Raw genomic sequence first — 13,081 nt, 5'->3', positions numbered from 1 at the left:
AAATCCATACAAAAAATTTGCGTGGCTTTTCAGTCCTTATTTTCTCTTTATAACAGATCCTTTTCTGTATCCTAATTACCTGTATGATTTGTATGTTCATCTGCTTTTGAAGTCATGTTGTCGTATACACTATATCCCCCGATAACTGCCCCAAGATACACTATACCCGCAATTGCCCAAATCATAATACTTCGTTTCATATGCACACTTCCTTCTTTCATTAAGCTTTCAACTTAATTCTCTGTAGTCTTAATGCATTGAGAACAACCGATACAGAGCTAAATGCCATTGCTGCACCAGCTAACCATGGAGCTAAGAAGCCTGCCGCTGCTATCGGAACACCGATACAGTTATACGCAAGAGCCCAGAAGAGATTTTGTTTAATATTTCTAATCGTCATTTTACTCATATAAATAGCATCTGCAATACTATTTAAATCGCCTCGAATAAGTGTAATATCTGCAGCCTCCATCGCTACATCAGTACCTGTTCCAATCGCCATACCAATATCAGCTGTTGCTAATGCAGGAGCATCGTTAATTCCATCCCCTACCATAGCTACTTTTTTACCAGCTTGCTGCAATTTTTTCACTTCTTCTGCTTTACCTTCTGGTAAAACTTCAGCAATAACATGCTTAATACCAACTTGATCAGCAATTGCCTTCGCTGTTTGAGTATTATCCCCTGTTATCATCACTACTTCTAAGCCCATTTTTTGTAGTCGAGCAATTGCTTCTTGTGATGTCTCCTTCACTGTATCTGCTACCGCCACAATACCTGCATATTGATGATCGATTGCAACTAGCATTGCTGTCTTACCTTGCTTTTCTAAATTCTCCATTTTAGCTAATTCGGTTTCTACATTGATGCTATTTTTCGCCATCAGTCTACGTGTACCAATGAACAGCTCTTTCCCGTTAACTGTTGATTGAATGCCAAAACCAGGAATCGCTTCGAAAGTATCGGAAGATCCTAACTCAATCCCTTTTTCTTTAATACCTTCGACTATTGCTTCAGCAAGTGGGTGTTCTGAGTTTTTCTCAGCAGCACCCACTAGTTGTAAAAACTTATTTTTATCGATACCTTCTGCTAAAATAACATCTGTTAAAGTCGGTTTCCCATTTGTAACTGTACCTGTTTTATCAAGAATAATTGTATCTAATCGATGTGTCGTTTCCAGGTGCTCTCCACCTTTAAATAAAATACCGAATTCTGCCGCACGACCGGACCCAGCCATAATCGAAGTTGGTGTCGCAAGTCCAAGTGCACAAGGACAAGCGATAACTAATACTGCAATGAATTTTTCTAGCGCAACTGCAAACTCTCCTGGACTAACAGCAAAATACCAAACAAGAAAAGTTACGATAGCTATCCCAACAACAATTGGGACAAATATACCTGAGATAACATCTGCTAAACGTTGAATTGGTGCTTTTGAACCCTGTGCTTCCTCAACAACCTTAATAATTTGAGCTAATGCGGTATCTTTTCCTACTTTTGTTGCTTTTATTTTTAAGAAACCATTTTTGTTAATCGTTGATCCAATAACGGTGTCTCCAACTGTTTTATCGACCGGAATACTTTCACCAGTTAGCATGGATTCATCGAGTGCTGATCTTCCTTCAATAATTTCACCGTCAACTGGTACTTTTTCACCTGGCTTCACATAAACGATATCGTTTGCTAATACTTCTTCAATTGGAATCACCATCTCTTGGCCATTACGAACAACTATTGCATTTTTCGCCTGTAATCCCATTAGTTTCTTAATTGCTTCAGATGAACGACCTTTTGCTTTCGCTTCAAACAATTTACCTAATATAATTAATGTAATAAGAACTGCACTTGTTTCATAATATAAATCTACCATATGAGCATTTGAACCAATTGACATGAAACTTAAATAGAGACTATAAAAATAAGCAGCTGATGTACCTAGTGCAACAAGTACATCCATATTTGCACTCTTATTTCTTAATGCTTTAAAAGCTCCTACATAAAATTGTTTACCAACTATAAATTGCACTGGTGTTGCAAGTGCTAATTGTACCCACGGATTCATAAACATATCTGGTAACCAAATAAAACGCGTAAATTCAAAATGGCTTACCATCGCCCATAACAATGGAATTGACAGAATAAGAGAGAAAATAAATTTCCCTTGTTGCTTTTCAATTTCTTTTTGACGATGGTCTACTTGTTCTCCCGCTTGTTCTTGCTTTTGTTCAAGTCCATATCCAAGCTTTTGGATTACATCTTTCATATCAGAAGTAGAAACCTGATTTGGATTATACTCTACAAGAACTGATTCTAATGCAAAGTTAACACTTGCTTTTTCTACCCCATCTAATTTATTTAAACGTTTTTCAATTCTATTTGCACATGCCGCACATGTCATTCCCGTAATATCAAATTCAGCTTTTTCACTTACAATGTCATACCCTAACGATTGGACTTTCTCTTTAAACTCTTTTACGCCCACTTTATCTGCGTTATATTTAATTTGAGTCTTTTCAAGTGCAAAATTGACATTCGCCTCTTCCACACCTTCAATTTTTTTCAATCCTTTTTCTATTCGGTTTGCACATGCCGCACATGTCATTCCTGATATTTGAAGAGTGGTCTCTTTTTGTCCTTGCATTTCATTCACTCCTACCTCGCATACCCATTAAGGGTATATTTTTCATCGAAAGAGATCGTACCATGATAGTACGATCCCTAGAGCATATAGCGTTGTATTATTGAACGTCGTAACCTTGGTCTTCAATTTCTACTAAGATATCTTTCAAAGTGATAACTGAAGAATCAAATTTTACTTCTACAGTTCCTTTATCTAAGTGAACCTTTACATTTTCTACACCATTTAAAGCCCCAACATTTCCTTCAATAGAGTTTACACAGTGTCCACAAGACATACCTTCTACTTGTAATGTTACGTTTTCCATTATAATTCCTCCTCGGAGTAGTTAAGTTATTGTTTATAAACTAATCTTACCATACCCCCCTAAGGTAATCAATAGGCGTTTTTAAATTTATTTTGTTATTTTAAAAATTGTTTTCAAAAGTTCATTTTTAATTTCTAGAGCATCTTGCTTCAATCTTTCCGGCACATATCATCACAATCGTGTTTTTACTCCCGCATTAACGGGAGTAACCCCCACTGATTAAAGTTTCACCTTATTTTGTCCCTTTTATTGATAATCATTAACTAACACATTAGAAAAATAGAACCGAATGCCTTTCTAAAACAAATACACTATACCCCTATCATGTATTTAAAAATTAAAAACAAACCAGCTAATAAACAGCCTTGCTACATTATGATTTTGAGAAATGTTCAAATACTGTCATTAACTCTTCGATTGCTTCTTGAAAGCAAATCATTACTCTACAAAATACTGTATAGAGGTATAATATATAAATATTAAAATAAGAAGTGCACGTATCTCATACATGAAGAGCATATAGAACTGTATGAGATACGTCTCAAAAATAGCATTTATATAATCAATAAAGTACATAATACGAAGTAAACATTACTCCGGCATATTAGGAATATTAGGGTTTGGAACATAATCAGATTTATAATCTTTATATTTCACTTCTGTTACCATACCTGCAGAAGCATGATGTAAATCATGACAGTGGAACATCCATTCACCTGGATTGTCTGCTACAAAGGCTACTTCATATTCTTCACCTGGTTTTAAGTTTAATGTATCTTTCACAATTGGCGAACCTTCAATTGGTTTTCCATCTTTACTTAATGCTTGGAAGAAGTGACCGTGTAAATGCATTGGGTGATCATCCATTTTAGAACGGTTTATCAATTTCACCTTTATTAAATCACCCTTTTTCACTGGAATTGGATCAATATTAGGGAATGTCTTCCCATTAATTGTATATACCATTTCATTACCATTCATTTCTGTGTTCAAATCCATTGTATATGTCGCATTATACTGCTGATTTAATGTGAACTCCCCTACTTTCTTATCACCATATCTTGTCATATCTAATTTTGAAAGGTTTTCTTTTTCATTCGCTTTATCATTCATCTCTTTGCTGCCTTCATACTCAATAACAGCTTTCATGCCTTTTGAAGCTTTTCCTTCACCATGATCTTCAACATACCATTTGCCAGGATTATTCGCCATAAATTCAATATCATAACGTTCACCTGGTGCGATTGAAATAACTTGATCTTTGATGAATTTTGGATTATTGATTGGCTGACCATCTGTTGCGATTACTTTTATGTCATGACCATGGACATGAATGTTATGTGATAAATAACCAGCATTGACCAATCGGAGTCGAACTTTATCTCGTTTGTTCACTTTCAATGGCTCTACTAATTCTCCACTCTTACCATTGATTGTAAATAAGTCATACATACTCATATCATGACCTTCCATTTTCATATTTCCATGATCCATGCTTTCCATATCATCATTCTTGTTCATGTCTCCATGATCCATCCTAGATTTATCGTCATCTGGTTTTTCTGTTTTCCCTTTTGCCATTTCTTTAATTTGTTTATCAATTTCTTTCTTATCTGTTACCCATTCATCTAACATTAATGTGTAATCTGTATCATATTTTTCGTCTGTATCTTCTACAACAAATGCACCATACAACCCTCTATCTAATTGATTAACAGAGTCTTGGTGTGAATGATACCAATATGTTCCAGGTATATTAGCTTCAAATTCATAAGTGAAACTTTTTCCTGGTTCAATTGCATCTTGCGTAATTCCTGGGATTCCATCCATATTGTTTGGAACGGGATATCCATGCCAATGAATAGATACAGGGCGGATAGTTCATTTTTTAATATAATCTTAACTTTTTCACCCTTTTTCACACGAATCTCTGGCCCAGGAGACGAACCATTAAATGTCCATACCGGAACCACAACACCATTACTTAATTTTTGTTTCTCCTCTTTTGCCACTAACGTAACCTCAGGTCCTTTTACAACCTTTAATGGTTTTATTGCTGTTGCAGTCTGAGTTACCTTTTTATCGTTCATATTTTTATGATCACTGACTGTATTATTAGTAGTCGAAGAACATGCAGCAATTAAAGCGAGCGCTGAGACTGAAATCACAGTTAATATAGACCTTTTCATGTAAAACGCCTCCTTCTGTTTGTTCACAGTAATTATATAGAACGATTCTCAAGAAATTATGGAGGTGAAAAAATAACAACGGCTACATCATCTTTATCATTCTTTTAGCGTTTCGCTTTCTAAATTATGCAGATACTTTGCAGGTATAAATAGGCATAAGTATTCTATACCCACTCATATGATGAAGTGAACAAAAGGACAGGGAGGTATTCCTATATTTACTTATACATTAATCATCTTAACGCTTTGTTTTATCTTGGTTCTTTTGGCTTCTTATAGTTCTAAATCTAAAGGTACCCTAATGGAGTATATGGTATTTATTATGTCTTTTAGTATGAGCATAGGATTAAGTATTGGATTCTATTTTGGCATTCTCTTTAAAGGAGACTTGTTGTACTCTACTTTATTTTCTATTTTGATTAGTAGTATAATTGGTTTTTTAATTGGTCTCCGCTTCCATCTATACTCTGCTTTAGAAGGTATGTTCTCTGGGTTAATGGCTAGTATGATGGGGGCTATGATTACAGAAATGTTAAATGCTCAGCAAGCACACAGTATACTACTTATTAGTATCTTGCTCACGATAGCCATTTCCACATCATGTATCATTCAATTTTTATCAGAAAATTTTTCTTTCTACATTCATCGCTGGTTCCCATTATTACTTTCAATTGGAATAGCAATTGTTCTGACTGTATTTGTAACATTCCCAAAACATACCTCTTCACTCCCGAATAAACATGAACAACATATACATAGCAATTAACACTTATAATCAAATCTCGAAACAATAAATAATATGTACAAAGTGTTTCGTAACTTGTCCATAAGTAATCATCCACATCTTGTTCGTTTTATGGATTAATGAATCACTCATGAAATGTTTTACTAAAGATGTAGTTAAAAGAAACAAAAATGAGCAATTTCGATATTGTCATTTCGAAATTGCTCATCTATTGTTCTCCATTCTTATATGGTAATAAACGTATATCAAATATTGTATGCCTTGTGTTTTGCACTGCATAGCATCTGTTAATTGATGCCCATGCTTTCCTGAAGTGCTATGAATGCAACAACACCCAAATATTACATATTCAAAAATTTAATACATACCGGATCAGGTACTACAATATTAGACTGCACAAGTTTTAACTTCCCAAGAGACTCGTCTCTTGAAAAAAGCACAAGATTACTACTTCTTTCATTTATAACAATAAGAAATTTCTCAGTAGGATCTAATATAAAATCTCGAGGCCAATCCCCCTCAGTATATACAGATTCAACAAAAGTAAGTTCCCCTGAGTCTTGATTCACACTGAAAACAGCGATACTATTATGCCCTCTATTTGCTGCATACACAAAACAACCATCAGAAGATATATGAATTGCACTCCCTTGATTATTTCCACTACATTCATTTGGAATAGCGGAAATATATTGAATTTCTTTAAATCCACCATTCATAGCATTATATGTTAGCACAATTACCTGTGAAGTCAGTTCTGTCATCACATAAACGTATCTTCCATTTGGATGAAATACGAGATGCCTTGGACCACTCCCAGGTTGAACTGATAATCGATTAACTTCGGTTAACATCCCTTTACTTGCTCGATACGTAATTAATTGGTCAATGCCCAAATCTACAGCTATCACATATTTATAATCAGGCGTAAATCCAGCATAGTGTGTATGTGCCTTCTCTTGTCTTTCTTTATTTGGGCCTGAACCTTTATGCTCTATAATAGATGTCGCCGAATCTAAAGACCCATCTTCTTTATTTACCATATACGATTCAATTGTTCCTTTATGGTAGTTTGCCGTAACTACCATTTGATTTGTTTTATCAATACTCACATGACATGGCGATGCCCCATCTAATATTTGGCTATTTAATGTTCCAAGACTGTTCGTATGATGGTTAATAGAAAAAGCTGCTACTCCACCTGATTCACCTTTTTTTATGACAGAATATAGAAACTGATTATCTTCGCTAATAGCTAAATATGTAGGGTTATCTAATTTTGCTGCTATATTTACCTCTTCAATTGTGGCTGCCCTTGTATCCAATATAAATTTGTAAATCCCTTCGCTATCTCCTCGCGTATATGTTCCGATATATCCAAGCAATTTACCGTTATTCATTCTTTATATCCTCCTTTGAAATAATTTAACCTGCAATAACGAATAAGAAGCCTCCCTCCGTATTAATTGTAATCTAAATACAAACAGATTAAAAAAACTATCTATATTTTATAATTTCACAAGCTATAGCTTTTACTAATCAATTTCTTTCCGACTCCAATAAAAAACTGGTCTTCAAAATTGAAGACCAGTTTTTTAACTCGCTTTAAAACCACCGCCTAACACATCACGTACATCGTGAATGACAACGAATGCATTTTCATCTTTTTGGCTCACAACTCTCTTTAATTGCACGAGTTCCTGTTTATTAATGACGATATATAATACTTCTTTGTTATTTCCTGTGTAACCACCTTTTCCCTCTAATACTGTTACACCACGTGTCATATTCTTCATGATAGATTCTCTGATCATGTCTGGATAGTTTGAAATAATTGTTACGGCCGTTTTTGTATTCAATCCTTCTACGATAAAATCAATAACCTTTGCACCTATAAAGACCGCTACCAGCGTATACATAGCCTTTTCCTGCCCGATAATAAATACGGACCCCGCAATAACTACAATATCAATAATTAATACACCTTTTCCAACACTCCAGCCTAAATATTGATTTGCTAATTGTGCTAGAATAGCAGATCCACCTGATGTACCACCTGCACGGAACATAAATCCTAAACCAACACCAACGAAAACACCAGCGAATAGAGCCGCTAATAATGTATCATGATTTACTGGAGTCGCAACACCTTCTGTGATATATAAAAAGAAAGATGAAGAGACAATACCAAGTATTGTATACACCATTGTTTTTTTATCAAAAAACTTATACCCAATTGCAAGTAATACTGCATTGATTAAAAGGTTTACAGTACCTGGTGACCATTCAAACAAATAATATGTAATAACCGTAAGGCCGATAATGCCACCTTCAGATAATCGATTTGGAATAGCAAAAAAGTTAATTCCAATCGCAAATAATAATGATCCTATTACGACAAGTGCTACTTCTTTTACTCTCTCATTCATTACTCTTTCTCTCATTACTTTTCCCCCTATCTACCCCAATATATATTTACTTTCGAATCAGAGAATCACGCGAATTCTTTCCATTTCTCTGCATGCTTTTCTATCATATTAATTAATTTCTTCATTGCAGGATTTAACCATTTACTTTTATGATATGCCAATTCAGTTGTAACGAAATCTTCGCTATACGTCCATGGTAGTACACTTAGCTTGCCTTGCTCGATTTCTTCTTTTACCGTTATAAACGGTAAATAAGATATCCCTAGCCCACACATAACAGTTTGCTTAATCGCTTCAATACTCCAAAAGTGAATATGAGAACAATTAATACCATCTTCTTTAATCCGTCTTTCTAACAAATCTCGGTAACTCCCTGGCTCTGTAAGTAACAACATTTCTCCTTCTAAATCTGCAGGACTAACGCTTACCTTTTTGGTTAGTGGATGCTTTGGCGGAGCAATAAGCACAATCTTCTCTTGCACAAGGGAATGAGTAACAATATCTGTACCTAGTTGTTCCGGATGTGTAAATAAAGCGAAATCAAATTTTCCTGATTTTAGTTCATTGTGCAATTCTTGACTCTCTGATGGTTGTAAAATGATATGTACTTGCGGATACTTTCTTTTAAATTCATATAACACAGCGGGCAATCGATAAATCATTAAAGACTCATTCGCTCCAATGCGTATTGTCCCTGAAAACTTTCCGTTCATTTGAGATGATTCCAATGCTTCATTTGATAATTCCAATATTTTATGCGCATAAGAAAGCATATGCTCTCCTACATCAGTTAAAACTACCTTTTTTCCAAGTCGATCAAATAATGGATTTCCGATCTCTTCTTCTAATGACCGAATATGATTCGTAATTGTCGATTGCGTATACCCAAGTTGCTCTCCAGCTCGTGTAAAGCCACCGCTTTCAGCTACAATAATAAACGTCTTCAAATGGCGCAGCTCCATACTTACTCCCCCTGTTGTACGACCTTATACCTTCTTGATGTTTTTCTTTTTATAATCATATCTCTATAATAATGCGAAAATGAACATGTAAGCTATACCGTTTTCCATTTACTCGAAAACATACTCCATCATTTAACAAGGCTCCAGCAAAAATAATTATTCTTATGATTTTAGTTGGTTTTACTACCTCACATATTTTCACATTAAGCTAGTTCTGAAGAACGTTTATTCTTTATTTTCATGATCCATGAAACAGTCGTTTCTTTACACTCATCTAATCGCTATTATATATTTAGAACGTAAATAAATAAAATGAATTATTTTAATAGAAATCATTTATAAAAATGATGGATGAACTGACTATCATACAGTTAGAACGATTGACATAATCAAAAAGAAACACTATAATAACTATAGATTAGTAAGTTACTAATCTAATTTAACAAAGAGGTGAACGTAATGAAAAAAATATTATTTCGTCTTAATGAACTAGCAAAAAAAGAAAGAACTTCTGGGCTAAAAGAAACTGAAAAACAGGAACAGCAAATGTTAAGACAACACTATATGAAAGAATTTCGTGGGAGTTTAGATTCCATTTTACTAAATACAACGATTGTAGATCCTAACGGAGAAAACGTAACTCCACTTGCTTTACAACATGCACAAAATCATATGAATCTAAAAAAATGAATCCTAAAATTAATTCAAACAAACAATTTTACAAAATAACCTCAACATAAAAAGAGCCGAATTTCTATCTTTAGAAATCCTGGCTCTTTTTTCGCATGTAATCTTATTATCTCTACTTCCTATTACCCCATAATTGAAAACCCTTTACACTCAAGATAAATCCGCGATTGTAAAAGCACCTGGTAGTAATTGTTCAACCGTTACTTCTTTTTCATCACCTTTTAAATTTGTTAGCAATACTGGCATTTTCGGATCACAAAACTCTGCAATGACTTGTCTACAAGCCCCACATGGTGAGATTGGACCATCTGTTTTACCTGTGATTACTAAATAACTGAAATCCCGCTCCCCTTCTGATACTGCTTTGAATATAGCGGTTCTTTCCGCACAATTACATAAACCATAAGAAGCGTTTTCTATATTACAACCGGTATATACTTTACCTCCCTTCGTAACTAACGCTGCACCAACAGGGAATTTAGAATATGGGATATAAGCCTTGTCTAACATCTTTGTCGCTTCTTCAATGTATCTTTTTTTATCCATTCTATTTCCTCCTCAAATAACTTCTTTTAACATTTCACGCTCCAATATATCCGATTACATTTTTCAGACAATAAAAGCAATAGATACATCATAGCTTGTACTACAATGTGTATCTATTGCTACTAATTTTTACTGATTAATAATTGTCGGAAATGCCTTCTTTATCATTTAAAACAATTGCAACACTAGCACTTGCTCCAACTCTAGAAGCTCCAGCTGCAACCATTTTCTCTGCATCTTCACGTGTACGAACGCCACCAGATGCTTTCACACCAACATCCGGTCCAACTGTTTTACGCATTAATGCGATATCTTCAGCAGTTGCTCCGCCAGTTGAGAATCCAGTTGAAGTTTTTACAAAATCAGCTCCAGCTTTAACAGATAATTCACAAGCACGTACTTTTTCTTCATCTGTTAATAGACAAGTTTCAATAATAACTTTTACAAGCGCTTTTCCTTTTGCAGCTTGTACAACTTCACGAATATCATTTTCAACGAATTCATTGTCGCCATCTTTTAATGCACCAACATTGATTACCATGTCTACTTCAGTTGCACCTTTTGCAATTACATCTTTTGTTTCAAATACTTTTGTTTCAGTTGTATTTGCACCTAAAGGGAATCCGATAACGGTACAAACATCCACATCATGTCCTGCTAATTCTTCAGCAGCTAACTTTACCCATGTAGGATTAATACAAACAGAAGCGAAATTATATTTCTTTGCTTCTTCTAAGACTTTCATCACATCTTCTTTTGTTGTATTCGGTTTTAAAATTGTATGATCAATTAACTTTGCAATGTTCATTTTCTTCACTCCTTATATCTTGTAACAATTTCATTTTAACTCCACTTTGAACAAATGTAAATATACTTTTGAAATTTTGTTCATCGTTTTTTTAAAAGGAATATATTCATACTAAAACGAATTTTACTTTGTAGTATAAAATGGGAAACAAAGGATGTGAGTCATTTGCTAAAATCGAAACCCTTTATACTAGCATTACTAATATGTATCGTGCTATCTATATTTGTCTTTCAAAAAAGACAAGTAATTTTTCAAGAAGGGAACCCAATACCATTTGCTATAGCTATTTCAAAAATGGTTATTCAAGATAAAGAAATGGTAGCAGTAGAACCAACAGATAATGAATATCCTTACTTAGTAAAACGTGGAAAATTAGAACCGTTTATTAATATGATGGAAGAGGATGGTTGGACTTTTGTGAAAAGAGATATAATGGCTAACTCCCTAACTTTTGAAAAAGGAGATCAAACAAAGAGTATCCCTTATAAATATTATACGAGATACTATACCCTTATTTACTCATACTAAAATAGACAATATATTTAAAAAGGCTCTCTCAAAAATATTATTTTGAGAGAGCCTTTTTTTACTCTTTTTAATAATGTAACAACTCTTTTGCAGTATGCTGATCTATAATTAATACATTCGCATATCCACCGCTTAACGCACCGTCAATTGCTTTCACTTTTCTAGAACCTCCGGCAACGAGAACAGAACGTTTTTTTAAACGTAGTTCTTCTAAATCAATTCCAATTGTACGCTGATTAATTTCTTCACTACAAATATTTCCCTCTCCATCGAAGAAACGTGAACAAATGTCACCCACAGCTTCTTTTTTCAATAAATCCATTTCTTCCTTATCTAAATAACCTAACCGAAATAGTAGTGCTTCATCTCGAACAGTTCCAACAGTGAAAATGGCAATGTTCGCTTGTTTTCCCATTTCAATAATGTGATGAATATGTCGATCTTGTTCTACTAATTCCTTTGTAACTGCGTTATCAAAAATAACCGGAAGTGGTAGATTTCGCGGTGTTGTTTGAAAGGCATCTGCAAATAAAGCAATTGTTTCATTCGCATAGGTATTAACACTTGAATGACTAATACCTCCTTTTAATTGAACGACCTCTACCCCTTTTACATGCTGGGGCACAATTTTCCTTGCAATTTCATACATAGTTGTTCCCCAACTCACACCGACAATATCACCATTTGCAACAGTCTTCTCCATATATTCTGCAGCATACTTACTAATGTATTCCGTAATAGCCGCATACTCTGGTACTGGAGTAAATGCGATATGTGCTTCTAATAAATTATATTTTTCTTTAAGTAGGTTTCCTACATTATCTAAATCCGCAAATGGATCTGCTATGTTAATTTGAACAAACCCTTTTTCTTTCGCATATTTTAACAATCTTGAGATGGTCGGTCTGGAGATATTCAACTTATTAGCAATTTCTTGTTGACTATAATCCGATTGATAATATAATCTTGCAACTTCTACACTTAATTGTTGTTTCTCTTTATCCATACTAACTATATATCCTTCCTTACATTTTCTATACGCAAATACATTATACTTACAAGCATTATACCGCTTTATTCCAGAAAATTCGACCATCTAACCTACTTATCATTATTTTCATCAACAAATATCACACATAATAAACGAATATAAGGTAGCTCTACATAAGTAAAGCTACCTTAGAAATTGCTTGTTCTATAAAGTGAAACTTTAATCAGTGGGGGTTTTCTTCATCCCCC

The 13,081-nt window shown here is 34.3% G+C and carries 12 protein-coding genes and 1 pseudogene; 3 read left to right on the top strand and 10 right to left on the bottom strand.

Going from position 1 to position 13,081, the window contains the following annotated elements; genetic code table 11:
- Positions 1-71 precede the first annotated feature (71 nt).
- The 4 genes and pseudogenes from CN373_RS26045 to CN373_RS18270 form a co-directional block, all read right to left on the bottom strand.
- Complete coding sequence (locus tag CN373_RS26045; protein ID WP_255266972.1) at positions 72-200, bottom strand: hypothetical protein; 129 nt, start codon at positions 198-200, stop codon at positions 72-74.
- A 20-nt stretch (positions 201-220) separates the two neighbouring features.
- Positions 221-2,641, bottom strand: coding sequence for a heavy metal translocating P-type ATPase (locus CN373_RS18280; protein ID WP_098359851.1), 2,421 nt, complete (start codon positions 2,639-2,641; stop codon positions 221-223).
- A 97-nt stretch (positions 2,642-2,738) separates the two neighbouring features.
- Positions 2,739-2,945, bottom strand: a complete 207-nt coding sequence (gene copZ / locus CN373_RS18275) for a copper chaperone CopZ (protein ID WP_000432705.1) — start codon at positions 2,943-2,945, stop codon at positions 2,739-2,741.
- Positions 2,946-3,536: 591 nt separating this feature from the next.
- Positions 3,537-5,134: pseudogene (locus CN373_RS18270) on the bottom strand (multicopper oxidase family protein).
- A 214-nt stretch (positions 5,135-5,348) separates the two neighbouring features.
- Between CN373_RS18270 and CN373_RS18265 the strand changes: the two are divergent.
- Positions 5,349-5,900 (top strand): hypothetical protein, encoded by a 552-nt coding sequence (locus CN373_RS18265; protein ID WP_033664074.1) that lies wholly within the window; start codon positions 5,349-5,351, stop codon positions 5,898-5,900.
- 320 nt (positions 5,901-6,220) lie between these two features.
- Here the strand turns inward: CN373_RS18265 and CN373_RS18260 are convergent, their stop codons facing one another.
- From CN373_RS18260 to CN373_RS18250, 3 genes are all read right to left on the bottom strand, one after another.
- Positions 6,221-7,279: a lactonase family protein gene (locus CN373_RS18260; RefSeq protein WP_098359850.1), complete on the bottom strand. Its 1,059-nt coding sequence runs from the start codon at positions 7,277-7,279 to the stop codon at positions 6,221-6,223.
- A gap of 195 nt (positions 7,280-7,474) precedes the next feature.
- On the bottom strand, positions 7,475-8,323 hold the full coding sequence (locus CN373_RS18255; protein ID WP_001209227.1) for a YitT family protein: 849 nt from the start codon (positions 8,321-8,323) through the stop codon (positions 7,475-7,477).
- 50 nt (positions 8,324-8,373) lie between these two features.
- The gene (locus CN373_RS18250) at positions 8,374-9,270 is read right to left on the bottom strand and encodes a LysR family transcriptional regulator (protein WP_098359849.1); all 897 of its coding nucleotides are present in this window, start codon (positions 9,268-9,270) and stop codon (positions 8,374-8,376) included.
- Positions 9,271-9,729: 459 nt separating this feature from the next.
- On the opposite strand from CN373_RS18250, the gene CN373_RS18245 reads away from it, so the two are divergent.
- A complete protein-coding gene (locus tag CN373_RS18245; protein ID WP_000721817.1) occupies positions 9,730-9,960 on the top strand; it encodes a DUF896 domain-containing protein in 231 nt (76 codons plus the stop codon).
- A 150-nt stretch (positions 9,961-10,110) separates the two neighbouring features.
- Here the strand turns inward: CN373_RS18245 and CN373_RS18240 are convergent, their stop codons facing one another.
- Both CN373_RS18240 and deoC read right to left on the bottom strand, forming a co-directional pair.
- A complete protein-coding gene (locus CN373_RS18240) occupies positions 10,111-10,506 on the bottom strand; it encodes a cytidine deaminase (RefSeq protein ID WP_000358953.1) in 396 nt (131 codons plus the stop codon).
- 136 nt (positions 10,507-10,642) lie between these two features.
- Positions 10,643-11,314 (bottom strand): deoxyribose-phosphate aldolase, encoded by a 672-nt coding sequence (gene deoC, locus CN373_RS18235; RefSeq protein WP_001017453.1) that lies wholly within the window; start codon positions 11,312-11,314, stop codon positions 10,643-10,645.
- Positions 11,315-11,479: 165 nt separating this feature from the next.
- Between deoC and CN373_RS18230 the strand changes: the two genes are divergently transcribed.
- Positions 11,480-11,842: a hypothetical protein gene (locus CN373_RS18230; protein WP_000920250.1), complete on the top strand. Its 363-nt coding sequence runs from the start codon at positions 11,480-11,482 to the stop codon at positions 11,840-11,842.
- 67 nt (positions 11,843-11,909) lie between these two features.
- On the opposite strand, the gene CN373_RS18225 is transcribed toward CN373_RS18230, so the two are convergent.
- A complete protein-coding gene (locus tag CN373_RS18225; protein WP_000356674.1) occupies positions 11,910-12,848 on the bottom strand; it encodes a sugar-binding transcriptional regulator in 939 nt (312 codons plus the stop codon).
- Positions 12,849-13,081 lie beyond the last annotated feature (233 nt).

Origin of the sequence: Bacillus cereus, assembly GCF_002561295.1 — a bacterium.
GTDB lineage: Bacteria > Bacillota > Bacilli > Bacillales > Bacillaceae_G > Bacillus_A > Bacillus_A cereus_S.
This window is presented reverse-complemented; position numbering and strand designations above follow the sequence as displayed.